Origin of the sequence: Microbacterium sp. NPDC019599, from assembly GCF_040632175.1 — a bacterium.
Classification (GTDB): domain Bacteria; phylum Actinomycetota; class Actinomycetes; order Actinomycetales; family Microbacteriaceae; genus Microbacterium.
The window spans coordinates 118,414-143,689 of record NZ_JBEYBL010000003.1 but is presented as its reverse complement, the minus strand read 5'-3'; the positions used below and the strand labels follow the sequence as shown (position 1 = coordinate 143,689).

Below are 25,276 nucleotides of genomic sequence, written 5' to 3'. Positions count from 1 at the left end.
GCGCGAGGCCCCAGGCAGCGCTTCCTCGGCCCGCCTGGTCACAACCAGCCTGAGTTGCGCACGCGGAGCCGGCTCGACGGAGCGCCAGGTTCACGACCGCCCGTGCCCGCGCCGCGTCACCGCCCGGCCTCCGCGACCAGCGCACCCGACAGCTCCTCGGCGAGCCTGCGGGCGCCGCGCACGGCGATCGCGACGCTCATGAGGGTCGGGTTCATGGCGTTCGCGGTCGGGATCGTGCCGTTGCCGCCGACGACGAGACCCTCGACGCCCCACACGCGCGACCACGGGTCGGCGACCGACGTGCCGTCGTCCGCCTGGCCGACGCGGTAGGTCCCCATGTAGTGCAGGCTCGAGCCGTTGGGCAGCAGCCGCGGCTCGGCGACGAACTCGCCGATGGCCCCGCCCGCGCGGCGGAGTCGCTCGGTGGCCGCCTCGATCTCGGCGGTCTCGGCATCCGTCAGCGCGTATTCGATCGTCATGTTCGGGAAGCCGCGGTAGTCCAGCTCGTCGTCGTCGAAGGTGACGACGTCCTCGAAGCGCGGCCGCTTGCGCATGCCGTAGCCCATGTTGACGTAGCCCCACTTGTTGCCCGCCTGAGGGTGCGAAGGGTCGAGCTGGAACGGCGGGTTCTCGGCGTACATGACCTGCAGCGCGAAGGGGTGGTCGGGCTCCGAGAACGGGATGCGGTTCACCGCCGCGACCGGATCCGCAGGGTTGTGCGCACGCCGCGCGATCTCTGCATCGAGATCGGCCTCCGTCGCGAAGCGGCCGATCTTGTCGGCGTCGACCGCAACGGTCGAGATGACGACGGGGTGCTCCGTCAGGTAGTGCCCGAGAGCCTCGGGGCGGATGCCCGAGGCCCACAGCAGCTGCGGAGTGCGGAAGGCGTCCGCGGCGACGACGACGGCATCCGCGGAGAAGGCGTACGTCTCGCGCGTGCGGAGGTCCTCGACCGTGATGCCCGTCACGCGGTCGCCCTCGAGCTCGAGCCGGCGGACGAGAGACAGGTCGCGCAGCTCGAACCGCTCCGACAGCGGCGACGACGGATCGATGAGCGGCCCGAGCACGACGTCGGCGCCGGCCCAGCGCATCGAGCCGTCGGGCTGCGGGTCGCCCGCGACGGGGAGGGTGCCGGGGCCGTAGCCCTCGGGCAGCTCGCCGGCGAACTCCTCCTCGAGGAGGGACCGGATGCCTCCGCCGACGGCCGAGTCGGCGAAGGCTGCACTCTGCACGTGCAGCAGGTCGCCGGCGACGGCGATGAGCTCGTCCCACTCCGCGTCGGCGATGAACCCGATCCGCTCGCTGAACGCCGGTGCAGGCGTCGCGCACGTCCAGTGCGCGCCCTGCCCGCCGACGTTCGTCGCGGCGGCGGCGGCCGGGAAGGTCGGCGCGTGGCCCGAGCCGGGTCCGCCGAAGTCGATGAGGTGCGTGCCCTGGCGCGCCGTGAACATGCCCTCGACGACGACGCCGGCGGGGATGCCGAGCGACTCGCGGAAGTCCCCGGCCTGGGGTCCCTGCGACCGCTCGCGGGCGCGCTCCTTCTCGGCGGGGTCGGCGATGTTGCGGACGCTCTCGCCCGGCACGGCGGTCAGCTGCGGGCCCGCCTCGAACATGACGACCCGGGCGTCGGGGACGCCCTCGACGAGCAGGCGCGCGTACGCGGAGCCGATCGGCCCGCTGCCGACGACGGCGATGGTGGGGGTGTGCGACATGGAGTGCTCCTCGGGTGTCACGCGGTGAGAGGTTCGGTGGATGCTGTGGGCGCGGGCTGGGAATCGTGCTCGTCCGAGAGCCGCCCGACGGGAAGCAGGACCGCCGCGACGATGCCGAGCGCGTAGACGATCGCGAGCGCCGCGAAGACGGGTGCCAGGACGCCGCCGTACAGGTCGGCGACCTGCGCCTGGAGCGCGGGCGACGCGGCGTGGACCGACTGGGGGGTGAGCGTCGACGCGTCGAGGCCCCCGGGCAGTCCCGCCGCGACGCCGACCGCGATCACTCCGCCGATGACGGCCGTCGCGACCGTCGAGCCGACCTGGCGCACGAGGTTGATCGTCGCCGTGATCGCGCCGGTCTCGCGGCGCGGCGCGGCGCTCTGCACGACGGCGATCACGAGGCTCATGAACGCTCCGGTGCCGACGCCGACGACGGCCATGAGGATCATCGGCACCCACAGCGGCGCGCCGACGGGCAGGAGCGACATGGCGGACAGGCCCGCCGCCGCGAGCGCCGTGCCGATGATCGGATACACGCGGTAGCGGCCCGTCCGGCTCACGAGCCACCCGGTCGCGAGGTTGGCCACCAGCATCCCGAACACCGTCGCGATGGGGACGAGACCCGAGACCGTCGCGCTCGTGCGGTAGGCCATCTGGAAGTACGTCGGCAGGTACGCCGTCACCGAGAACAGGCCCACGCCGATGATCGCCGACAGCGCGATGCCGGCCGACACGGTGCGGCTGCGGAAGAGCCGCAGCGGCACGATCGGCTCGTCGGTGCGCAGCTCGATGAGGAAGAAGGCGGCGAACGCGATCGCCGACAGCGCGAAGGCGACGACGGATGCTGCGCCCATCCCGATCGACCCGACCCACGTGACGGCGAGCACGAGTGCCACGAGCGCCGCCGTGAAGGCGATGGATCCGGCGTAGTCGAAGCGGCGGCGGCCGCCCGGCTCGATGTGCGGGATCGCGACGAGCGCGAGCCCGAGCGCCGCCAGGCCGAAGGGGATGTTGATCCAGAAGACCCAGGACCAGCCCCAGTAGTCCGTGATGACGCCGCCGAGGACGGGGCCGATAAGGATCGCGATGGGGAACGCGGCGCCGATGATCGCGAGGTAGCGCGGGCGCTCCCGGGGGGTTGTGACCTGCGCGACGATCGTCTGCGACATGAGCTGCAGGCCCGCCGAACTCATGCCCTGGACGATCCGCGCGACGATGAGCTGCGCCATGTCCTGCGCGAAGCCGCAGACGAGCGAGGCGAGGAGGAAGACGGCGAGCGAGGTCAGGAAGACCCAGCGCGGGCCGACCATGTCGCCGAGCTTGCCGAGCACGGGCAGGAGCACGGTGCTCGCGAGCGTGTAGCCGACGACGATCCAGCTCATCTGCCCGAGGGCGCCGAGGTCACCGGCGACGGTCGCGAGCGACGTCGCGACGATCGTGTGGTCGAGCGCACCGAGGAGGGAGACGGTGAGGAGCGAGATGACGAGGAGGCGAAGTCTCAGAGGTGTCAGGGGCATACGCGTTGCGCCCGATCGATCGGGCCGTCGACGCGACTCGGTGTGCCCCGACCGCGACTTCGCGGCGGGAACGGATCCCGTGGGATCCCGGCGTCACTGTCAATTCTAGGTGATCTTCAGTCAGTTTTCAACCAAAGTGATTCATCCCGGTCAGATGTCGATCGCGACGCCGGTCGCGTGCTCCGAGAACTTCCAGAGGTTCGCGATGGCCCGCTTGCGCCCCGGCCGGAGGACTCCCAGCCGCACGGGACGGCCGTTGTTGATGAACCGCGGTCCGTAGAACTCGCCGCTCACCGCGGCCGGATCAGTCGCGGCCCTGATCTGCGGCATCGCGCCGTCGGCGGGCTCCATGCCTGTCCGCGCGGCGGCGCGGGCGAAGAACGGCGCGAGCGGGCCGCCGCCGCCCTCGCGCACGGTCCGCAGCTGCAGATCGCTGTGCGAGAGGCCCGGGTGGGCGATGAGGCTTGCGGCCCGGACGTGGGCGCGGGCGAACCTGTCGTGCAGGCCGAGGCCGAAGTGGTAGTTGGCGAGCTTCGCGGTGCCGTACGCGAGCCACGCCTGGTACCGGCCGGGCGGGTACGGCTTGCCGGGGTCGATCGCGCGCCCGAAGTGGTGCGCCGTCGACGTCACCGTCACGACGCGCGCCGCGGGAGCGGCGAGCAGCGACGGGAGCAGGAGCGCGGTGAAGGTCCAGTGGCCGAGGTGGTCAATGCCGAGCTGCGTCTCGAAGCCGTCGACGGTGCGCCCCTCGGGCGATGCCATGACCCCCGCGTTGTTCACGAGGATGTCCACGGACGGATGCCGCGCCGCGATGTTGGTCGCCGCCTGCTTCGTCGACGCCTGGGAGCCGAGGTCGAGCTCGACGATCTCGAGCGAGGCTTCCGGCGTCGCCTCGCGGATGCGCGCGGCCGCCGCTGCCGCCTTCTCCTGGTCCCGCGCGGCCATCACGACGACCGCGCCCTTGGCGGCGAGCGCCTGTGCGGTCTCCAAGCCGAGCCCGCCGTTGGCACCCGTCACGACGGCGATGCGGCCACTCAGGTCGGGGATCGAGTCCCGCGTGTAGGCCATGCTCCTCCTCGAGTCGGACCAAGCCTCTCGCACCGGCCCGCCCGCGGGAAGTCAGCGCGTGCGCGCGGCGGTCTCCCACTCGCCCCGAGGAGGGGAGGAGAACCGACGTGCGGAGGGCCGATCCGGCCGGAACAGCCTCCGTCCCTCGAATCCCCTCCGCTCGTCGAGCGCGCGGGCGAGTGCTCAGCGCGTCCGCGCGCGGCTGCGCGGCCGCGCCGGGGGCAGCTCGGGGGCGAGCACGGCGGGGCCGACCGTCGCGACGAGCTCGCCGATGCCCTCGACCGCCATGCGGACCTCATCGCCTTCCGCCAGGGCGGGGATGCTCGACCCGCGTCCCCACAGCTCGCCGAGGCATCCGCCGTTGCCGACCGTGCCGCTGCCCAGGACGTCGCCGGGCAGGACGCGCGAGTTGCGCGAGGCGTACGCGACGAGCTCGGGGAAGGGCCACCCCATGTTCGAGACCAGGTCCTCGCCGACGAGCTCGCCGTTGACCTGCACCTCGGCACGGATCGCGAGGAAGCCGTCGCCGTCGACGAACGGGGCGAGCTCGTCGGCCGTGACGATCCACGGGCCGAGGCTCGTGCCGAAGTCCTTGCCCTTGGCCGGGCCCAGGCGCACCTTCATCTCGCGGGACTGCAGGTCGCGCGCGGACCAGTCGTTCATGATCGTGTAGCCGAAGATGCGGGATGCCGCGTCCTGCGCGGTCAGGTTCGCTCCGCCCGCTCCTCCGACCACGACGGCGATCTCGAGCTCGAAGTCGAGCCGCTGCGTCACGGGCGGGCTCACGGGCTCGCCGGGACCCAGGATCGTGTGCGGGTTGGTGAAGTAGAACGTCGGCGCCTGGTACCACTCCGGCACGACCTCGCTCTTGCCGTCCACCGACGCGCTCACGCCCTCGACGTGCTCCTCGAACGCGACGAAGTCCCGCACCGACGCCGGGACGAGGGGCGCGACGAGCCGGACGTCGGTCAGAGGTGTGCCCGCCTCGCCTCGGACGCGCGCGAACGCCGCGTGGGCAGCATCCAGTCCCCCCGCGAGGATGTCGGCGACCGTGAGCTCGTCGGGGAACGGGATGACGCGATCCTCGACGACGAACCCCTCGAGAACCTCGGCGGTGCCGGGCACGACCCACCGCGCGATCCTCATGCGCGCACCCGCGACTCGAGGAGCGCCTCGGCGTTGGCGGACAGGATCCGGTCGACGAGCTCGGCCGGCAGCTCCGCGCCGCGGACGAACGCGACGGGGTCGTCGAGCCCCATGTCGAAGGGGAAGTCGCTGCCCAGCACGACCCGCGCCGCACCGGCGACCTCGACGAGGTGCCGCAGCGCCACGGGGTCGTGCACGACGGTGTCGAACCAGAGCCTGCGCAGGTACGTCGACGGCGCGTGCTCGCAGCGGTGCGCCTCGGGGCGCACGTGCCACGCGCGGTCCGATCGGCCGACCGCGAAGGGGAGGTAGCCACCGCCGTGCGCTGCGACGATCTTCAGATCGGGATGCCGGTCCAGCACCCCCGCGAAGATCAGGTGCGACAGCGCGACGGCGTTCTCGGCGGGCTGTCCGACGGTGTTCGAGAGGTAGAACCGGTCGAGCCGCTCGTCGAGGCTGCACCCGAACGGGTGCACGAACACGATCGCGCCGAGCTGCGCCGCGCGCGCCCAGAACGGCTCGAGACGCTCGTCGGACAGCTCGACGTCGCCTGCGAACGACGAGATCTCCACGCCCGCGAGGCCGCGGCCGAGGATCGCGTCGTCGAGGCACTCCACGATGCGCTCGGGATGCTGCAGCGGCACGACGCCGAGACCCGTGAGGCGATCGGGCGCCCCGGCGACGTGCGCCGCGACGAGCCGGTTCGTCTCCATCGCGACCCACACGGCGAGTCCTTCCGGCGCCCACGGGTAGAAGTGGTTCGGCGAGACGCTGACCCACTGCCGGTCGACGCCCTGTGCGTCCATCGCGGCAAGGCGAGCTCCGAGGTCGGTGAGCTTGGGGATGCGCGCGCCGATCATCGCCCCCGAGGCTTGGAGGCTCTCGACGCCGTTGCGACGGCGTTCGAGGTCGGCGGCCTCGGCGACGAGCTCGGGGACGCGCCGCTCGACCTCGGCGTGGAGTCCCGGCAGGAGCAGGTGTGCGTGGACGTCGGTCGTCATACCGGCTGCGCCATGAGCTGTGCGATGCGGAACTGGAGACCTCCGACATCGGCGTCGCGGTCGCCGTCGATCTGCCACTGGCCGAGCTGCACCGACGCATCGACGACGGCCTTGGCGCGCGGCAGGCGGCGTTCGTGGAAGCTCGTCCACAGGTCGTCGTCGAGCGAGTCGTGCTGGGTGAGGAGCTCGGTCAGGACCAGTGCGTCCTCCAGGCCCTGGGCCGCACCCTGCGCGATCGTCGGGGGGCAGCTGTGCGCGGCGTCCCCGATGAGGACGACGCGCCCGCGGTTCCACGGCTCCTCGACGAGATGCTTCGTGAACCACGTGTAGTTCGCGTGTGCGCCCGCCTCGAGGTCGGCGCGGATGGAGTTCCACGGACCGTCGTAGGCGCGCGACTCCTCGAGCATGATGCGGGTGGCCTCTTCGTCGCCGACGCCGAAGCGGTCCTGCGCCTTCTCGACGAGGAACGCGTACATCGTGTCGTCGCCGGTGGGCGTGTAGCCGGCGATGTAGACGGGGCCGCCGTAGTAGAGCTCGGTGCTCTCGACCTCGGCGGGGCGCGACACGAAGGAGCGCCAGATGCCCATGCCCGTCGGCTCGGGCTTCGTGTCGATGCCGATGAGCTCGCGTACCTGGGAGTTCAGGCCGTCGGCGCCGATCACGAGGTCGTAGACACCCGCGGGCCGGCCGTCGACGAAGACCTCCACCTCGTCGTCGTCCTGCACGAGCCACGTGACCTTCGCGCCGAACCGGACGTTCGCACCCGCACGCTCGGCGTGCTCGAGGAGGATCCGGGCGAGCGCGGGGCGCGGCATCCCCATCGTCGACGGGTAGTCCGGCCCGCCCGGCTTCGCGTCGGGCAGCGCCGCGACGACGGGTGCACCGGGGCCCGGAGCGCGCAGGTTGAGGCCCACGAATGGATAGCCCGCCGCGCGGATGTCGTCCCACGCGCCGAGCGCATCGAAGACCCTGAGGGCGTTGCCCTGGAGTGTGATGCCCGATCCGAGGGCGCTCAGCTCGGGCTTGGCCTCGAACACGTCGACCTCGACGCCGGCCTTGGCGAGCTGGATGGCGGCGGCGAGACCGGCGACGCCGGCGCCGGCGATCGCGACCTTGCTGACTGCAGTCATGTCAGAACCTCTCTGTTCTTCTCTTCGGGGGGTGGCTAGAGGATGGCGACGGGATTGATGGGCGACCCGACGGCACCCGTGATGGGCAGGGGTGCGGCCGACAGCAGGAAGTCGTAGGAGCCGGATGCCGCGCACACCCCGCCGAGCTCTTCGAGGTCCCACAGCTCGCCGATCGTGAGGCCCAGGTTGGGGATCACGACCTGGTGCAGCGGCTGGAACGCCGGCACGTCGAACTCGTTCGGGCGCACCTCGAAGCCCCACGTGTCGGTCGCGATCGCCGCGATCTCGCTCGCGTGCAGCCAGCCTGCCGTCGTGAGGCTCAGGCCCGGAGCAGGACCGCCCGCGTAGTCGCCCCAGCCGTCGCGGCGGGCGCGCGCGAGCTGGCCCGTGCGGACCAGGACGATGTCGCCGCGGCCGACCTCCGTCGCCTGCGCGGCGATCGTCGCGTCGAGGTCGGCGGCCGTGATCGCGTAGCCGTCCTCCAGCTCACCCGTCTCGGGACGGAGATGCCGCGCCACGTCGAGCAGGACCCCGCGGCTCACGATGACGGATGCCGCATGCTCGATGCCGGTCACGAGGTCGCCGTCGCTCGTGACGACGTCGCCCGCGCGGCGGCCGTTCCACGCGTTACCGTGGTCGAAGATGTGGCCGAGGCCGTCCCACTGCGTCGAGCACTGCAGCGGCATCGAGATGTGGTCGTCGGCCCCGCCGATGCCGTGGGGGAAGCCCTGCGCGCCGCGCTCGGCATCCGATCCGGTGTCCATCATGAGATGCACGGGGTTCGTCCGGCGCCGCCAGCCCTTCTGCGGGCCGTTCATGTCGAACGACTGCGAAAGCGAGACGACGCGGCCCGTCCGCACGAGCCCCGCCGCCTCGAGGCGCTTGGCCTCGTCGATGAAGTTGAGTGTGCCCAGGCGGTCGTCGTCGCCCCAGCGGCCCCAGTTGCGGTATGCCTCGGCGCGCGCCGCGATCTCGGCCTCGGGGTTCTGGCGGTCGAGATCGGCGGGCTGGGCGGAAGGCCCGGTCATGCCCGTGCCTCCAGGGTGGCGTTTCGTCTCGCTCGCTGCGCGTATCCGGTCGTTGAGCGAGCGGAGCGAGACGAAACGGGCAGGCGCACAGGCCTCGTGATGGCGGGCTGGCCGGGACGGATCGTGACGGTGGTCACGCGCCCGTGCTCGACGATCTGGACGGCGATCATACGGCGGGTCCTTCCGCGAGGCACCGGACGACCTGCGTGCCGAGGCCCGTGATCGACCCCGTCATGACGTCGCCGTCGCGCAGGAATCTCTTCCAGTGCTGGCCGTTGCCGGGAGGGCTCCCGGTCAGGAGCAGGTCTCCGGGCAGGAGTGCCGTCGTCTGCGACGCGGCGGAGATGAGGGCGGGGATGCCGAAGAGCAGGTCGCTCGTCGACCCGTTCTGCATCGTCTCGCCGTTGAGATCGAGCCGCACCGTGACGTCGGAGCCGTCCACGAACGGCGCCGGCACGAGGAACGGCCCGGTCGGCAGGAAGCCCGGGGCGTTCTTGGAGCGGAACCAGTCGGTGCCGATCTCCTTCATGTCCTTGCGGAACACGAGGTCGCGCGTCGTCACGTCGTTGACGATCGTGTAGCCCGCGACGTGGTCGAGCGCCTCGTCGCGCGAGACGCGGAACGCCTCCTTGCCGATGACGACGGCGAGCTCGAGCTCCCAGTCGTGCACGTCGCTGTACTCCGGCAGCACGAGCGGCACGTCGTCGCCCACGACGACGGTCGGAAGCCCCAGGAAGAAGTACGGCTCGCCGTTCGCGGCGCGGTCGTCCATCATCCGCGCGGCGAACTCCCGCGCCTCCTCGGGCGAGCGGCTCTGGTCCTGCGTGAGGCCCGCGACGACGAGCTCGATGACGTGCTCGCGGTAGTTCGCACCCGCCTGCAGGACCTGGCGAGGCTCGACCGGAGCCGTCAGCACGACGTCGGCGAGCGGCATCCACCCCTCGGCGAGCTCGGGGGCCGAGGCGGCTGTGGCGAGGCGGCGCAGGCGCTCCCAGTCGGGGTGCGCCAGGAAGGCGTTGAGGCTCGCGGCACCCAGCTCATCGGTCGAGAGCGCGCGGATGCGGTCGCCTGCCACGAGGCCGAGGCGCACGTCCTCGCCGTCGCGGAATCGCGCGAGGGCGAAAGGGGCGGTCAGCCCGTCGGACGTCGTCGTCATGTGTCCTCCAGATCCGGGTTCGGAACGTGGGGCGAGGGCGGGAGCGTGCGTTCAGCGCTCCCGCCCTCGGGTCTATCAGCCCTGGCCGTGCTTCGCGTAGGGGTTGAGCAGGGCGTCCTTGATCTCGTCCGGAACGCCTTCCTCCGTCGCGGACGGTCCGTCCGCGGGCGGGAAGGACTCCGTCATCGACATCGGCATGGCGCTGTTGCGGTAGAAGTTGTTAGACCCCTGCGACGGCTTCCAGGTGTTGGCTTCCCAGTCGGGCACGTAGTTGCGGTAGCCGCCGGTGTTGAGCTCGATGCGCAGGCTCGAGGGCTCGCGATAGTAGAGGAAGTTCTGCTCGCCGATGCCGTGGATCGACGGGCCGTACTCGATCGGGTAGCCGTTCTCGCCGAGGATGTCGGCCGCGATGAGCAGCTCCTCGCGGGTGTCGACCCAGAAGGCGTAGTGGTTGACGCGGCCGGCGCGGGTCGAGCCGTCGAGCACGACGCCGAGGTCGTGCGACTTCTCGTTGGTCGTGAGGACCGAGAAGACCGAGATGGGCGCCTCGTCGAGCTGCGTGCGGGCCATGAAGCGGAAGCCGAGGACGTCGACGTACCACTTGACGAAGGCGTCGACGTCGCTCGTGGCGATCGTGACGTGGTCGAGCTGACGGGGCGCGCCCGCGACCTTGCTGCGGCGCGACGGGCGGTCGGGGTAGATCGACGCGGCCTCGCCCTCGGTGTCGTGGTGGCGGGTGACGTCCCAGTGCAGGGTCAGGGTGTGGCCCCACGGGCCGGTGAAGCGGTACGCGCGGCCGATCTTGTGCACGTCGACCCACTCGCCCTGGATGCCGGCGGCCTCGACGCGCTTCGCGGCCTCCTCGAGCGCCTCGGGGCTCGACGTCCGCCACGCGGCGGTCTCGAGCCCGGGCTCGTCGCCGGGCACGACGACGACGCTGTACGCGTAGTAGTCGCCCCAGCAGCGGAGGTACACGGCGCCGTCGACGCGGTCGACGACCGTGAGGCCGACCTGCTTGACGTAGAAGTCGACGGACGCCTCGACATCCGGAGACGTGATCGCCACATACGACAGATGCGACAGAAGCTTGATCATCTTCGATCCCTTTCGGTGAGTCATCGGGGTGATCCCGTGATCCACTTTCGCTTCAGACGCACATATCAGGGAATCCCATATCGGCTATCCCCCGGATCACCGACGTTTATGAACGGGATGCTGTCGCCACGAGTGCGGCGACTGCGGCGTCGTGCCGCAGATCGCCGAGGTCCGGCGTGCGCCGTCGCGCGTCGGCCGCCTCGATCGCGCGGCGCAGGGCGAGGCGCTCGGGGCCCTCGAACCGTGGCGCCCAGGTGCGCCGGCCCGCGGCATCCGTCATCGTCACCGACAGGTCCGCGTCGTCGTCGATCTCGACGAGCGTCTCGGCGAGGGCGGTGATCCGCAGCCGCCCGAGCGGCGGGGCGCCGGGCTGCGTCGCCGCGATGATCGAGACCGGCTCGTGCCCCGCGGTCTCGAGGAGGGCCAGCGACCGGCCGCTCCACGATTCGGCGGTGCGGCACGTGAGGGGCGCACGGCCCAGGATCCGCGCCCAGCCGATCGCGTCGCGGAGCGCTGGCGGGAGGGCGCCGTCGGGAGCGTGGCATTCGATCGCGAGGACGGCGGGAGCGTGCAGCGCGGGCAGCGTCGCCGTGACGGAGGCCGCGACGTCGGTGCGCAGGAGCGGCCGGTCGAGCACGATGGGGACGCCGTCGGCGCGGGAGGCGAGCGCGTCGATCTCCGAGGCCGGGGCGGCGGCCGGGTGGGCCACGACGACGGCCGCCGCACCGCGCGCGATCGCGTCGGCCGCCTGCCCCCACCACTCGCCGTCGCCGCTCAGAGCAACGACGGCGCCGCCGGTGTCCCGGCTCGCCGCCGCGCGGAGCGGCAGCTCGGCGATCGCGACGCGGTAGGCGTCGAGGTCGGTGCGCACGGGAGTCGTCATCGCATCGCCTCCACGAGGCCGGCGGCGGATTCCGCGAGGAGCAGCCCGTAGCGCACGTCGTCGAGGAGCTCGTCGTACTCGACGGGCATTCCGCTGTCCAGCAGCTCGGCCAGGGCGCGCCACTCCGCGACGTACCCGTCGCGCGGGTCGTGCGCATAGGTGGTGTCGCGCCCGTCCGCCGAACGGACGCGGATCCGGGCCGCCCCCGCGTGCACGAACGCCGGCGGGAACGTCACGTCGAGCCGGTCGCGCGCCGTCGAGACGGTCACGCGCCACAGCGCATCGGCACCGTCCGGGAGCATGACGGTCGTGAGCTGGACCGGGATGCCGCTCGCGACGAACCCGACGGCGTAGCCCAGCGGCGCGACGGGCCGCGCGAACACGACGTGCTCGAACGACGGCGCGAGGTCGCGCACGAGAGGGAGGTCGTGGATCGCGAGACCCGTCAGCAGCTGCCGGACGACCCCGGCCGCGACCTCCCGACGGCTGAGGTCCGGCCGCGGCCGCCGCCCGGCCGGCGCGTGCAGCTCGGTCACGACGTCGTGGTACCGCGTGTTCGGGGGCAGCGACATCGTGACCGAGATCGACAGGACCGGCCCGCCCGACGCCGTGAGATGGTGCTTGGCGCGACCCCACGCGGGGTCGAAGTAGTGGTTCGTGCCGACGATGAGCGCGATGCCGGCGCTCCGGCACGCCTCGACGGCTTCTTCGGCCTCGGCCACCGTCGTGCCGACGGGCTTCTCGCAGAAGATCGACCGCGCCCCGCCGGCGACCGCCGCGAGGATCTGGGCCGCGTGCTCGGCGGGAGGGCTGCAGATGGCGACGACCTCGACGTCGGGATCGGCGATGAGCTCGTCGGAGCCCGTCGACGACCGCACGCCGAGCTGGGCCGCGAGCCCGGCCGCCCGGCCGCTCCCGGCATCCGTGATGTGAACGATCCGGAAGGCGTCCGCGAGCCGCGCGAGGGTCGGCACGTGCAGGGCCGCGACTCCTGGTCCCGCCCCGATGATGCCGACGCCGTAGGTCATTGCGCCTCCCCACTTCCGTGGAAAGAGTACCTAAGTCAGAATCGCTTTGACCATAGGTGACGCCATTTCGGTCTCGCAATGGCGACGTTATGCAAGAATCGACCATGGCCAGGGAGTCCACACTGCGCTTCGGCGCACAGACCGACGAGATGACGAGCCTCCTGCGCATCGTCAACATGGTGCGCACGGGGGATGCCGCGACCCGCCCCGAGATCGGGCGCGTCACGGGCCTCGGCCGCGGTGTCGTGACGCAGCGCGTCGACCACGCGATCGAGATCGGGTACCTGGCCGACGGCGAGTTCGGCCCGTCGTCCGGCGGTCGTGCACCGCGGACGCTGCGCTTCCGCGGCGAGGCGGGGCGGATCGTCGTGTGCGCCCTCGGCGCCCTGCACATCCACGTCGGCCTCGCGCTCCTGGACGGCGACGTCATCGACCAGTCGCACTCGCCGTGGGACATCTCCCGCGGGCCCGCCGAGACCCTCGACAAGGCGCTCAGCATGATCGACGAGGTGCTCGCCCGCACGCCCGACGTCCCCGTGTGGGGGATCGCCGTCGGCGTGCCCGGCCCCGTCGACTTCGAGAGCGGCCGGCCTGTCGCGCCGCCGATCATGCCCGGCTGGAACGGCTTCGACGTCCGCCGCCGCTTCGAGCAGCGCTACGACGCCCCCGTGTGGGTCGACAACGACGTCAACCTCCTGACCCTCGGCGAGCGCGCCCGTCGGCGCGACGACCACCTCGACCTCATCTACTGCAAGATCGGCTCCGGCATCGGGGCTGGACTGCTCTCCAACGGGCGCATCCACCGCGGCGCGAACGGCGCGGCCGGCGACATCGGCCACGTCCGCGTCCGGGAGTCCGACGAGCTGTGCCGGTGCGGCAAGATCGGGTGCCTCGAGGCGGTCGCCGGCGGATGGGCGCTCATCCGCGATGCCCTCGCCGAGATCGAGGCCGGCGCGACGGGCGCTCTCGCGACAGCCGTCGCCCAGGGCGAGGAGCTGACGCCCGAGCGCGTCTCGGTCGCGGCGGAGGACGGCGACGCGCTCGCGATCCGCCTCGTCCAGCGCTCCGCTCGGGTCGTCGGCGAGTCGATCGCCGCCCTCGTCAACATGTTCAACCCGTCGATCATCGTCATCGGAGGCGCCGTCGCGGGAGCCGGCGAGCTGCTCCTGGCCGAGGTCCGGCAGCGGGTGTACGAGCTGTCGCTCCCGCTCGCGACGCGCGACCTGACGATCGCGCAATCCGTCAACGACGTCCGCGAGCCGCTGCGCGGCGGCGTCGAGATGGTGCGCGAACAGCTGTTCGACGCGACCTTCCCGCGCTGGTTCGGCGACGGCCGCCCCACGATTGGCGCGATCCGTGGCGTGCTCGAAGACGTGGCCTGACACGTCACGCAGTGCGCGGCATCCGGAGACTTCTTCCTAAAAGCGACAAAAGCGTGTAGCTTCCTGTCTCAAGCCGCGACTCGTCGGCCGAGACGGAGGAGTACCCCGCTATGCCCCTGCCCGTGCTGCTGGACGACGCGCTGATCGCGACCGAGTCGGGGTTCGCCGTGCGACTGAGTCTCCCGTGGATCCGGTCGATGCCGCTCGCGAGCGTTACGGAACTGTCGGTCTCGATCGACGGCGAGCCGGTCGCGGTGCCCGGCCACCCTGAGGGAGATTCCGGCTGGTGGTTCATCCAGGACCGCCTCGAGGTGCGCGGGGACGGGATGCTGTCCCCCGGCCTCCACGACGTCGCGGTCTCGTTCACCCTCGTCGTTCCGTATCTGCAGGCAGGGCCCGCCGGGCCGCTCGCCCTGCCCTTCCGCGCCGAGCGGTCACTGCGACTCGGCGCCGCAGCATCCGACCCCCTTCCCGGTTCGTCCTTCTCGGTGGTCGAGCGAGCCGAGCGGAACGAAACGCCCCGGGCGGGGGATTCAGCCTGGATGCTGTCCGCGAGCGCCTTCAACTGGACGCCCGAGGTCATCCGCGCCGAGCGCGACGCCGCCGACATCGCCGTCGGCGTCGTCGAGGACGGCATCGCCGAGACGATCGAGATCGAGGCGGGGCAGGTGTGGCGCTCGTTCCCCGAGCCGTCCGACGCGGAGGTCGGCGCGCTGCGCGATCGCCTCGACGCCGTGGGTGGCGCCGTCACGATCGTCGGCGCGAGCCTCGACGACTGGGAGCTGCCGGCGCGCCGCCGCTCGGAGCAGGAGCGCCTCGCCTTCCTCGTGCCGCAGCTCCGAGCAGCCGCCCGGCTCGGGGCACGCGGGGTCCGCGTGCCGTTCGGGCAGGCGGGGCGCGAGCTGCTTCGCCTCGTCCAGCCCGTCCTCGACGAGCTCGACGTCGTGCTCTACGAGGAGATCCAGGGCCAGCAGACGCTCGACCTGCCGCACGTCGCGGCGAACCTCGAACTGCTCGAAGCCCTCGACGATCCGCGCATCCGGGTGCTCGTCGACATCAGCATGCTCATGCCGTCGCTCCCGCCGAGCTACCTCATCGAGCTCCGACGCGGCGGTGTGGACGCCGCGCTCCTGGACCGCCTCGAGCACGAGTGGCGCGCGCCCGAGACGCACGCCGCGGTGATCTCGGCGCTGCGGGAGGGGCGCGTGCCCCCGCCCGTGCACACCCTCTTCATGAACCTGCTGGTGCGCTTCGGCCGCTCCGGCATCGCCGACCTCGAGCCGCTGCTCCCGCTCACGGCGGGCGTGCACTTGAAGTTCTGGGACCTCGACGACACCGACGGACGGGTCTCTCGCCCCATCGCCGACGTCGGCGCGGCGCTGCAGCGCACGGGCTTCGCCGGCACGCTCACGAGCGAGTGGGGCGGGCACGAGTGGCTCGACGCCGACCCCGTCGCCACGACGCGCGCGCACCTCGAAATCTCCCGCCGCGCGCTGTCCGGCATCGCGGTTCCCTAACCGCCCGGCCGCGCCCGGCGAAGCAGAACGGGTCGACACACCACGACATCCGGCACCTCGACGTCGGGATGGCCGCTGTCATGGCACTCCGGGTGCGGCCGGACCGGGAGTGTCAGGCGCCGGTCGGGATCCAGGCGCTCCCTTCGGCCGAGCTGCGCTCGACGGCGGCCAGCACGCGCTGCACGGACAGCCCCTCGGCGAACGTGGGGTGAGGATCGGTCCCGCCGGTGACCGCCTCGACGAAGTCCTTGGCCTGGTGCACGAAGCCGTGCTCGTAGCCGAGCATATGACCGGCCGGCCACCACGCAGCCACGTACGGATGGCTGGGCTCCGTCACGAGGATCTTCGTGAAGCCCTGACGGTCACCGGGTGCCGTGCGGTCGTAGAACTGCAGGGCGTTGAGGTCCTCGAGGTCGAACGCGAGAGCACCCTTGTCCCCCGACACCTCCAGCGTCAGGCCGTTCTTCCGGCCCGTCGCGAAACGCGTCGCCTCGAATGACGCCAGGGCGCCGCCGGCCAGGCGGCCGGTGAAGATCGCGACGTCGTCGACGGTCACTTCGCCGAAACCCTCAGCGGCAGTGCCCGACAGGCCCGATCCGGAGCCGAGCAGGGGGCGCTGCTTCACGATCGTGTCGAGCGTCCCCGAGACGGACTCGACGTGCAGGCCGGTCACGAACTGGGTCATGTCGATGATGTGCGCGCCGATGTCCCCGAGCGCACCCGAACCCGCGTGCTCCTTCTGCAGTCGCCACGCGAGCGGCATGTCGGGGTCGACGAGCCAGTCCTGCCGGTAGGCGGCGCGCACCTGCTGGACGCGGCCGATGACGCCCTGCGCGATGAGATCGCGAAGGAACGTGACAGCGGGCACGCGTCGATACGTGAATCCGACCATCGACCGCACTCCGTTCGCGGCGGCGCGAGATGCGGCATCCGTCATCGCCTCGGCCTCGGCGACGGTGTTCGCGAGCGGCTTCTCGCAGATGACGTGCTTGCCGGCCTCGAGCGCCGCGATCGCGATCTCAGCGTGCGAATCTCCGGGGGTGACGATGTCGACGATGTCGATGTCGTCGCGTGCGATCACCGCCCGCCAGTCGGTGGCCGACTCCAGCCATCCCCATTTGGCGGCGGCCTCGGCCACGGCATCGGCATGGCGACCGACCACGACCGCCATCTCGACGCCGCCGGGAAGGTCGTACGCGCGCGGCGCCTGGCGCCACCCGACGGAGTGGGCGGCCCCCATGAAGCCGTAGCCGATCATCGCGACGCGGAGTGCTCTGGTCACGCGGAGTCCTCTCTCAGGGTCGGCGCGGGCACCCGCCGGATCGACGGGCGCCCGCGACGCGCTTCTGCTTACTCGAAGGCCAGGTCGATGTACTGGTCGACGTTGTCCTTCGTGACGACCGGCGCGTCCAACACGATCCGGTTCGGGATGCTCGGCGTGACGAGGTCGCTCATCGTCTTGCTCTGCGCGATGAGGCGGGCGAGCGCGACGCCATCGGCCGCCTGCGTCGACGGGTAGATGACCGTCGCCTTGAGCACGGTGTCGTCCGCCTCGATGGCCTCCATGGCGCTCTTGCTGCCGGCGCCGCCCATCATGAAGAACTCGTCGCGCCCGGCGGCATCGATGGCTGCCAGCACGCCGATGCCCTGGTCGTCGTCGTGGTTCCAGATGGCGTCGATCTGCGGGTTGGCGGCGAGCAGCTGCGACGCCGCAGCCTCACCGCCCGCGACGGTGAAGTCCGCCGCGACGCGCGCCGAGACTTCGAGGCCGCAGTCGTCGAGTGCGTCGGCGAAGCCCTCGGAGCGGTCCTGGGTCAGGGGCAGCGAGTCGATGCCGGCGATCTCGGCGACGATGGCGTCGGGGTTGTCGCCCAGCTGCTCGCAGATGTAGGTGCCGGCGCTCACGCCCATGCCGTAGTTGTCGCCGAGGATCGTCGAGCGCGCGGCGAACGGGCTCGAGAACTCCCGGTCGACGTTGATGACCGGGATGCCGGCCTCCATCGCCGCGATCGCCGCTTCCGTGAGCGCCGCTCCATCGGTCGGCAGGAGCACGATGGCGTCGACGTCGTCGTTGACGAACGTCTCGACGGCGGCGATCTGCGCGATCGGGTCGTTCGTGCCCTCGGCCACCTGCAGCTCGACGTCGTCGAAGCTGTCGGCTGCAGCCTGAGCTCCCGAGTTGATGGCGCCGAGCCAGCCGTGGTCGGCGGCGGGGCCCGAGAAGCCGATCACGACGGTGTCGCCGGTCTCGGCGTTCTCCTCGTCGGTCGTGCCCTGATCGACGACGTTCTCCTCGTCAGCCCCCGTGCCGGTGCAGCCGACGAGAAGCCCGATCGCGGCGACGACAGCGGTGCCCGTGAGCACGAGTCGCGTGCGCGCTGTGAGGCGTGAGCGCATGGTGTTCCTCCTTGAATGTGATGCAGCTCCGACAGGTGGCTGCCGCGAGAGGGTTGCTGCCCGCACTCGAGGGGATCCACGCTGACGGGACCCAACGTAACAGAACAGCGCAGCCGACGGTCATCTTTTGTGGTCGACTCGTCAGAAGTATCGCTCCCGTCGAAATGTGGCATCCCGCCCCCTTCCCGACGAGCCTCGCAGCTGTGTCCTCTCGGCGAAGTGATCCGCAACGGCTCTGGGTGCGCCCGCGGGGTGCATGTTATGTTCATGCCGTGATCAAAGGTGACCATGGATCGGCATTACTCGCGGTCGAGGGAGTGACGAAGTCGTTCGCCGGCGTGCGGGCGCTGCGCGGCGTGGATCTCGACGTCATGCCCGGCGAGGTGCACTGCATCCTCGGCCAGAACGGCGCCGGAAAGTCGACGCTCATCAAGACGCTGGCGGGGGTCCACCGGCCCGACGAGGGCGTCATCAGGTGGCTCGGCGAGGAGGTCGACATCCCGAGTCCCGAATCCGCGATCGCCTTGGGCATCGCCACGATGTATCAGGAGCTGGACGTCGTGGACGGCCTCACGATCGCCGAGAACATCTTCCTCGGTCACGAACTGGCTCGCGGGGGCTTCACGAAGCGGTCGGAGGCCGCGAAGCAGACGCGCGACCTGCTGCGACGCCTGGGGCACCCGAACCTCTCACCGAACACGGAAGTCGGCTCGCTGAGCGCGGCGAACAAGCAGATCGTGAGCATGGCGCGCGCACTGTCGCACGACATCAAGCTCATCATCATGGACGAGCCCTCCGCCGTGCTCGACACGGAGGAGGTCAAGAACCTCTTCGGTGTCGTGCGAGAGCTGACCACCGCGGGCATCGCGGTCGTCTACATCACCCACCGGCTCGAGGAGATCCGCCAGATCGGCGATCGGATCACCGTCCTGAAGGACGGTCGGTCGATGGCCAGCGGGATTCCGGTCGCAGGCACCTCGACGCCCGAGCTCATCCGTCTCATGACGGGCCGCGAAGTGGCCAACGTCTTCCCGCCCGCCGTTCCGATCGCGAACGACGCGCCGCTCGTGCTCGAAGTCGAGGACCTGGGCCTCACGGGGGTCTTCGATGCCGTCTCGTTCTCGGTGCGGGCCGGAGAGATCGTCGGCCTCGCGGGCCTCGTGGGGTCGGGACGATCCGAGATCCTGGAGACGGTCTACGGCGCCCGGAAGGCGACGGCCGGTTCGGTACGGGTGGGCGGGAAGCGATTGCCGCGCGGCTCGGTCGTCGCCGCCGTGGACGCCGGCGTCGGGCTCTCTCCCGAGGAGCGCAAGAGTCAGGGCCTCGTCCTCGACGAGCCGATCTTCGTCAACGTCACCCTCTCGTCGGTCTCGCGGTTCGCCAAGGCGGGCTTCCTCGACGAGCGCGCCGAGCGGCAGATCACCCGCGAGCAGATCGACGCGCTCGAACTGCGCCCCGCGGACCCCGACCGACCCGCGATGACGCTCTCGGGCGGCAACCAGCAGAAGATCCTCCTCGCGCGGTGGCTCGTGCACGGAACGCGCGTGCTGCTGCTGGACGAGCCGACGCGCGGCGTGGACGTCGGCGCCCGCGCCGAGATCTACGCCCTCATCCGGCGCCTCGCCGCCGCGGGGAACGCCGTCGTCATCGTCTCGAGCGAGATCGAGGAGGTACTCGGCCTCGCCGACACCGTCCTTGTCGTCGCCGACGGCCGGGTGCTGCAGACCCTTCCCGCCTCCCAGATCGACGAGCACGGCGTGCTCGATCTCGTCATGAAAGGAACAGCCGCGTGAGCGAGCAGACATCCGGGGCCGCCGTAGTCCCCACCGCGTCCGAGGCACCGCCTCCGTCGGGCAGCCCCGACGACCGCCGAAAGTCCGGCTTCCAGCGTTTCATGTCGGGTTCCGTCGGCCGCAACCTGGGCCTGGTCGTCGCCCTCCTGCTCCTCGTCATCGTCGGCGCCGTCACGGCTCCTGACACCTTCACGAGCGTCAGCAACATCCTGACGATCCTCCGGCAGGCGTCGATCATCGGCGTCATCAGCATCGGCATGACCCTCGTGATCATCGCAGGCGGCATCGACCTGTCGGTGGGTTCGGTCATGGGGCTCGCGTCCGTCGCGGCGACGATCGCGGTCGCGCAGGACCTCGCCGACCAGTCGCACTGGATCGTCATGGTCCTCATCGCCCTGCTCGTCGGCCTGGGCGCGGGTCTCATCAACGGCGTCGTGATCGCATACGGCAAGGTCGTCGCGTTCATGGCGACGCTCGCGATGCTCGTCGCGGCACGCGGCCTGGCCGAGATCCTGGCCAACCGCCGCACGCTCCAGATCGGGGACCGCGGATTCATCCAGGCCCTGAACGCCGACATCATCGGCGTCGACATCCTGATCTGGATCTTCGCGATCGTCGCGGCCCTCGGCTGGGTGCTGCTCAATCGCACGACCTTCGGCCGCCGCACCGTCGCGATCGGCGGCAACCGAGAGGCGGCGCGCCTGGCGGGCATCAACGTCAAGCGACACACGATGTGGCTCTACGCGATCTCCGGCCTCTGCGCGGGTATCGGCGCCGTCATGATCCTCGGCCGTACGACCGCGGGCACCTCGACCCACGGAACGCTCTACGAGCTGGATGCCATCGCCGCCGTCGTCGTCGGCGGCACGCTGCTCGTCGGCGGTCGCGGCACGATCACGGGCACCGTCTTCGGCGTCCTGATCTTCGCGACGCTGACCAACGTGTTCGTGCAGAACAACCTCAGCTCGTCGGTCCAGGCGGTCGTCAAGGGCATCATCATCGTCATCGCGGTCCTCCTGCAGCAGCGCTTCGCCCGGCCGACGGGTCGTGCGACATGAACGAGGGTTCTGCGATGGGATACGGCATCCGTCCGGGGATGCCGGCCGGTTTCAGCCCCGCGCGGCGCGAGTGATCGACTGAACCGTGGTCACTGTCTCGTCGGATTCGGGTCCCGTCGGAAACGGTGCGATGGAGCTCTTCCAGCTGCTGCGCGACGGGACGCCGCGCACGCGGGCGCAGCTCGCGAAGTCCACGGGACTGGCGAGGTCGACGATCGCGGCGCGCGTCGAGGAGCTCATGCGAATGGGCCTCATCATGCCGGTGGCGGATGCCGCGTCCACCGGTGGCCGTCCGCCTTCGCAGTTCGCCCTGAACCCGAGCGCGCGCGTCGTGCTCGCCGTCGACATCGGCGCGTCCCACACGACCGTCGCCGTCGTGGACCTCACGGGGGCGATCCTCACCAAGCGGAGCGAGCCGATCCCCGTCGCGGAAGGCCCCGTGCCCGTGCTGACGTGGATGGTCGACACGGCCGCAGCGCTCCTCGAGGAGTCAGGGCGCGACATCCGCTCCCTCGTCGCGATCGGGATGGGGGTGCCCGGCCCCGTCGAGCACTCGACGGGTCAGCCCGTGAACCCCCCGATCATGCCCGGCTGGGATCGCTTCGACGTGCCGGGATGGGTGCAGCAGCACCTCGAAGTGCCCGTGCTCGTGGACAACGACGTCAACATCATGGCGCTCGGCGAACGCGCGGCGGCCTGGCCCACGACCTCGCACCTCATGTTCGTGAAGGTCGCGACCGGCATCGGCGCCGGTGTCATCTCGGGCGGGGAGCTGCAACGCGGGGCCCAGGGCGTCGCGGGCGACATCGGGCACGTCCAAGTGGCGCGCGGCTCGGACGTGCCGTGCCACTGCGGCAACCGCGGATGCCTCGAGGCCCTCGCGTCAGGACCGGCGATCGCGCGCGCTCTCCGGGAGAAGGGCGTGGACGCGCAGGACGGCAACGACGTCATCGCGCTCGTCAAGCGCGGGAACATCGACGCCATCCAGGCCGTGCGTCAAGCAGGCCGCGACATCGGCGAGGTGCTCACGGCGTGTGTGAGCCTCATGAACCCGTCCGTCATCGCGCTCGGCGGCTCGATGGCCCGGGTCGGCGAGCACCTCATCGCGGGGGTCCGCGAGGTCGTTTACACGCGGTCCATGCCGCTGGCGACCGAGCACCTCGCGATCGTGCCGTCCGCCGCCGCCGAGAACGCCGCCGTCGTGGGGGCGGGGATGCTGGCCATCGAGCACGCGCTCTCGCCCGAGGCCTTCCACTCTCTCGCCGGCTGACCCGCGGGAGGTGTCCGCGACTCCGGCTGCCTCAGCGCGCCGGGGCCCGATACGCCGCCGGGGCATCTCAGGAGCCCCACTCAGCCGGACTTCGGCGCGGTCGCAGCTCGCAGACGCCCCAGGGGTCGCTCAGCGCGGAAGCAGGCCGGCGGCGCGGTAGATGTCGTCCACGACACGCATCGTGCCGACGCCGCGCCCGGCGTCGAGGATGCTGGCGGAGCCGTCGCCCAGCACCGCGACCAGATGCTCCAGCTGCCGCGCGTAGCTGTTCTCGCCGTCGACGGCCTTCTCCTCGATGAGCACGTCGTCGCCGGCGGTGACGCGCAGCGTCGCTCCCCACTGCGGCACGATGACGCTCGTGGCGACCAGGTCGGCCGCCGAGCCCGTGATGTGCAGCGACATCGCACCCTGGTCGTGGCCCACGAAGGACGCGCGCAGGGAGGCAGGTGCGCCGGTCGGCAGCCGCAGAACGGCGTCGGTCTGCAGATCGATCCGCGGGTCCGCGTCGTAGAGCAGCGCCGTCGCCGACTCGACCACCGGCTCACCCCAGGCGGCGCGGATGAGGTCGACCGCGTAGCACCCGACGTCCATGACGGCTCCGCCGCCCAGGTTTCCATCGAGCCGGATGTTGCCGGGCTTGACGACGAAGTGGGGGATGCTGAAGTCGACGTCCACGCGCTGGATCTCGCCGAGCACGCCCGACGCGATGACCTCGAGCAGGCGCCGGGTGAAGCCGTGGAGCCGGTAGTGGAAGCCGACGAACGCGCGCCGACCCGTCTCGGCAGCGGCCTCCGCGATCGCCGCCGCCGTCGTGGCGTTCACCGAGAGCGGCTTCTCGCACAGGACGTGCTTACCCGCCTGGAGCGCGCGCACTGCCCACTCGGCGTGCGTGATCGGGGGGAGCGCGAGGTACACGAGGTCGATGTCCGGGTCCGCGAGGATCGTCTCGTAGTCGCCGTGCTTCGGCAGGCCGAGCCGTTCGGCGAAGGCCTCAGCGCGCTCGGGGTCGCGCGCGCCGATCGCATCGACCCTGACACCCTCCACGTCATGGGAGGGCTCGACCATCGCCCGCTCCGCGACGCCGCCTGCACCCAGGATCCCGATCCTCAGCTCCGAGGACATGTCCTACCCCTCGTGGTTGTAGTACGGCCAGGGCAGGAAACGGCGCTCGCCCCGCCGGTCCGGGCCCTCGAGCGACACCGAACCGGTCGCGGCCCACTCGACGCCGCGCGGGAACATGCGGATGAACTCGATGCGCCGGAACGTGTCGATATCGTGCCCGATCGTGATCGTGAACGAGCGGCCGCTGCCGTACTCGTTGATCCACGCGATGGGCTGGTCGGTGTTCATGCCGTTCAACTCGGCGATGCCGCCCTCGGGAATCTCGACCGGGTAGTGCGACATCGGCCAGATGGGCGCCTTCTCATAGGCCTCGAGGTCGTCGAAGGTCGTGAGCAGCACCTGCGCGCCCTCGTAGAGGTCGACCCCGGTGAGGATGTCGTCGCCGGTCACGGTCCAGCGGGCGCTGATCCCCTCGGTGATGGGATGCCGCGGCTCGACCGTGTCGAGCTGCGCCTCGCCCCACGGCCGGGGGCGCAGGCCGGTCTCGTACGCGCTGAGCTTCGCCCCGCGCATGACGTTGTACTCCTCGGGGTAGCCCCAGCGGTCCTCCTGCGCGGCCGACCCGTGGAACCAGACGATGCCCTTGCCCTCGTCGTGCACGAAGCGCAGGATCGCGGCATCCGTCTCGGCTCCGAACCCGACGGCCTTGTCGAAGAAGCCGTCCCTGCCCTCGAAGACGACGATCAGCACGTCGTACTTGTCGATGATGTCGGCGCCCAGTCCGCGCGGGTCCTCGACGACTCGGACCTTGAAGCGCCCCGTGTCCTCCAGGAGCGTCGTGATCCACTGATTGTGCAGCCGGAAGCTGCGGAACTCGTTGTCGTGCTCGCGCGTCATGTGACCCGAGAGGATGAGGACGTGCAGCAGGTCGGTCATTACGGACTCCTTGTCGTCGGTGTCGAGGCGCGCCGATCACCGGCCACCGCGGGCCGGTCATCGGATGCCGAGGGTCAGTCGGTCTTGCTGGAGAACGCCGCGTCGAAGGCGGCGGCGGGTGGGGTGATGGCGTTGAGCTTGCGGACGAACGCGATGGCCTCGGGAGCGCCCTGGAGGCGGTCCATGCCGGCGTCCTCCCATTCGATCGAGGTCGGCCCGTCGTAGCCGATCGCGTTCAGCGCGCGGAACAGCGGCTCCCACGGCACCGCGCCGTGCCCGGTGGACACGAACGTCCACCCGCGGCGCGGGTTGGCCCAGGGCAGGTGTGAGCCGAGCACGCCGTTGCGGCCGTCGAGGTTGGTGATCGACTCCTTCACGTGCACGTGGAAGATGTCATCGGCGAAGTCCAGCACGAACGCGACCGGGTCCAGCTGCTGCCACATGAAGTGCGACGGGTCGAAGTTCAGCCCGAAGCTCTTACGGTGGCCGATCGCGTCGAGCGTCGCCTTCGCGGTCCAGTAGTCGTAGGCGATCTCGCTCGGATGCACCTCGAGCCCGAACCGCACGCCGACCTCCTCGAACACGTCCAGGATCGGGTTCCACCGGTCGGCGAAGTCCTGGTAGCCGGCGGCGATCCACTCGTCCGACGCGGGCGGGAACATCGCGACGGCCTTCCAGATCGACGACCCGGTGAAGCCGTTCACCGTCTTCACCCCGAGCTTCGCGGCGAACCGCGCGGTGTTCTTCATGTCCTCCGCGGCCCGCTGACGGACGCCCTCCGGCTCGCCATCGCCCCACACGCGTGCGGGGAGGATGTCCTTGTGCCGCACGTCGATCGGGTCATCGCACACCGCCTGACCGGTCAGATGGTTCGAGATCGCCCAGACCTTCAGGCCGTTGCGCTCCAGAATGTCCTTGCGGGACTGCACGTAGTCCGCATCATCCCAGCGCGACACATCGATATGGTCGCCCCAGCAGGCGATCTCGAGGCCATCGAAGCCCCACTCGCCGGCGAGCCGCGCGACCTCCTCGAACGGCAGGTCGGCCCACTGGCCCGTGAACAGCGTGATCGGACGAGGCATCGCAGCTCCTTTGCT

The 25,276-nt window shown here is 71.0% G+C and carries 21 protein-coding genes; 5 read left to right on the top strand and 16 right to left on the bottom strand.

All coding sequences use genetic code 11. From position 1 onward, the window contains the following. Positions 1 to 116: 116 nt before the first annotated feature. The 11 genes from ABZ477_RS07400 to ABZ477_RS07350 all read right to left on the bottom strand — a co-directional run bounded on the left by ABZ477_RS07400 (position 117) and on the right by ABZ477_RS07350 (position 12,764). Positions 117 to 1,712 (bottom strand): GMC oxidoreductase, encoded by a 1,596-nt coding sequence (locus tag ABZ477_RS07400; RefSeq protein WP_360130223.1) that lies wholly within the window; start codon positions 1,710 to 1,712, stop codon positions 117 to 119. 17 nt (positions 1,713 to 1,729) lie between these two features. Next, entirely contained in the window at positions 1,730 to 3,229 is a 1,500-nt protein-coding gene (locus ABZ477_RS07395) for an MFS transporter (RefSeq protein ID WP_360130220.1), read from the bottom strand. Between the two features lie 150 nt (positions 3,230 to 3,379). Further along, a complete protein-coding gene (locus ABZ477_RS07390; RefSeq protein WP_360130217.1) occupies positions 3,380 to 4,297 on the bottom strand; it encodes an SDR family NAD(P)-dependent oxidoreductase in 918 nt (305 codons plus the stop codon). A 183-nt stretch (positions 4,298 to 4,480) separates the two neighbouring features. After that, positions 4,481 to 5,443 carry a fumarylacetoacetate hydrolase family protein gene (locus tag ABZ477_RS07385; RefSeq protein ID WP_360130214.1) on the bottom strand — a complete coding sequence of 321 codons (963 nt, stop codon included), beginning with the start codon at positions 5,441 to 5,443 and terminating at the stop codon, positions 4,481 to 4,483. Beyond that, positions 5,440 to 6,444, bottom strand: a complete 1,005-nt coding sequence (locus tag ABZ477_RS07380; RefSeq protein WP_360130211.1) for an amidohydrolase family protein — start codon at positions 6,442 to 6,444, stop codon at positions 5,440 to 5,442. The genes ABZ477_RS07385 and ABZ477_RS07380 overlap by 4 nt, the downstream gene beginning before the upstream one ends. After that, on the bottom strand, positions 6,441 to 7,574 hold the full coding sequence (locus ABZ477_RS07375; RefSeq protein WP_360130208.1) for an FAD-dependent monooxygenase: 1,134 nt from the start codon (positions 7,572 to 7,574) through the stop codon (positions 6,441 to 6,443). Before ABZ477_RS07375 ends, ABZ477_RS07380 begins: the two co-directional genes overlap by 4 nt. 35 nt (positions 7,575 to 7,609) lie before the next feature. Beyond that, entirely contained in the window at positions 7,610 to 8,602 is a 993-nt protein-coding gene (locus ABZ477_RS07370; protein WP_360130205.1) for a cyclase family protein, read from the bottom strand. A 166-nt stretch (positions 8,603 to 8,768) separates the two neighbouring features. Next, positions 8,769 to 9,758: a fumarylacetoacetate hydrolase family protein gene (locus ABZ477_RS07365; RefSeq protein ID WP_360130202.1), complete on the bottom strand. Its 990-nt coding sequence runs from the start codon at positions 9,756 to 9,758 to the stop codon at positions 8,769 to 8,771. A gap of 75 nt (positions 9,759 to 9,833) precedes the next feature. After that, a complete protein-coding gene (locus tag ABZ477_RS07360; protein ID WP_360130199.1) occupies positions 9,834 to 10,853 on the bottom strand; it encodes a VOC family protein in 1,020 nt (339 codons plus the stop codon). A gap of 106 nt (positions 10,854 to 10,959) precedes the next feature. Next, complete coding sequence (locus ABZ477_RS07355) at positions 10,960 to 11,736, bottom strand: hypothetical protein (RefSeq protein ID WP_360130196.1); 777 nt, start codon at positions 11,734 to 11,736, stop codon at positions 10,960 to 10,962. Next, a complete protein-coding gene (locus ABZ477_RS07350) occupies positions 11,733 to 12,764 on the bottom strand; it encodes a Gfo/Idh/MocA family oxidoreductase (RefSeq protein WP_360130193.1) in 1,032 nt (343 codons plus the stop codon). The genes ABZ477_RS07355 and ABZ477_RS07350 overlap by 4 nt, the downstream gene beginning before the upstream one ends. A gap of 104 nt (positions 12,765 to 12,868) precedes the next feature. On the opposite strand from ABZ477_RS07350, the gene ABZ477_RS07345 reads away from it, so the two are divergent. Next, a complete protein-coding gene (locus tag ABZ477_RS07345) occupies positions 12,869 to 14,146 on the top strand; it encodes an ROK family protein (RefSeq protein ID WP_360130190.1) in 1,278 nt (425 codons plus the stop codon). Positions 14,147 to 14,256: 110 nt separating this feature from the next. Further along, positions 14,257 to 15,663, top strand: a complete 1,407-nt coding sequence (locus ABZ477_RS07340) for a hypothetical protein (protein WP_360130187.1) — start codon at positions 14,257 to 14,259, stop codon at positions 15,661 to 15,663. A 112-nt stretch (positions 15,664 to 15,775) separates the two neighbouring features. Here ABZ477_RS07340 and ABZ477_RS07335 read toward each other — a convergent pair whose 3' ends face one another. Then, positions 15,776 to 16,921 carry a Gfo/Idh/MocA family oxidoreductase gene (locus tag ABZ477_RS07335; protein WP_360131078.1) on the bottom strand — a complete coding sequence of 382 codons (1,146 nt, stop codon included), beginning with the start codon at positions 16,919 to 16,921 and terminating at the stop codon, positions 15,776 to 15,778. A 92-nt stretch (positions 16,922 to 17,013) separates the two neighbouring features. Beyond that, complete coding sequence (locus ABZ477_RS07330) at positions 17,014 to 18,060, bottom strand: substrate-binding domain-containing protein (RefSeq protein WP_360130184.1); 1,047 nt, start codon at positions 18,058 to 18,060, stop codon at positions 17,014 to 17,016. Between the two features lie 317 nt (positions 18,061 to 18,377). On the opposite strand from ABZ477_RS07330, the gene ABZ477_RS07325 reads away from it, so the two are divergent. From ABZ477_RS07325 to ABZ477_RS07315, 3 genes are all read left to right on the top strand, one after another. After that, positions 18,378 to 19,853, top strand: coding sequence for a sugar ABC transporter ATP-binding protein (locus ABZ477_RS07325; protein ID WP_360131075.1), 1,476 nt, complete (start codon positions 18,378 to 18,380; stop codon positions 19,851 to 19,853). Beyond that, positions 19,850 to 20,911: an ABC transporter permease gene (locus ABZ477_RS07320; protein WP_360130181.1), complete on the top strand. Its 1,062-nt coding sequence runs from the start codon at positions 19,850 to 19,852 to the stop codon at positions 20,909 to 20,911. The genes ABZ477_RS07325 and ABZ477_RS07320 overlap by 4 nt, the downstream gene beginning before the upstream one ends. 130 nt (positions 20,912 to 21,041) lie before the next feature. Then, complete coding sequence (locus tag ABZ477_RS07315; protein ID WP_360131072.1) at positions 21,042 to 22,181, top strand: ROK family transcriptional regulator; 1,140 nt, start codon at positions 21,042 to 21,044, stop codon at positions 22,179 to 22,181. 129 nt (positions 22,182 to 22,310) lie between these two features. Here ABZ477_RS07315 and ABZ477_RS07310 read toward each other — a convergent pair whose 3' ends face one another. The 3 genes from ABZ477_RS07310 to ABZ477_RS07300 all read right to left on the bottom strand — a co-directional run bounded on the left by ABZ477_RS07310 (position 22,311) and on the right by ABZ477_RS07300 (position 25,261). Continuing rightward, positions 22,311 to 23,303, bottom strand: a complete 993-nt coding sequence (locus ABZ477_RS07310) for a Gfo/Idh/MocA family oxidoreductase (protein WP_360130178.1) — start codon at positions 23,301 to 23,303, stop codon at positions 22,311 to 22,313. 3 nt (positions 23,304 to 23,306) lie between these two features. Next, a complete protein-coding gene (locus ABZ477_RS07305) occupies positions 23,307 to 24,179 on the bottom strand; it encodes a ThuA domain-containing protein (RefSeq protein WP_360130175.1) in 873 nt (290 codons plus the stop codon). Between the two features lie 74 nt (positions 24,180 to 24,253). Next, positions 24,254 to 25,261 carry a sugar phosphate isomerase/epimerase family protein gene (locus ABZ477_RS07300; protein ID WP_360130172.1) on the bottom strand — a complete coding sequence of 336 codons (1,008 nt, stop codon included), beginning with the start codon at positions 25,259 to 25,261 and terminating at the stop codon, positions 24,254 to 24,256. Between the last annotated feature and the right edge of the window lie 15 nt (positions 25,262 to 25,276).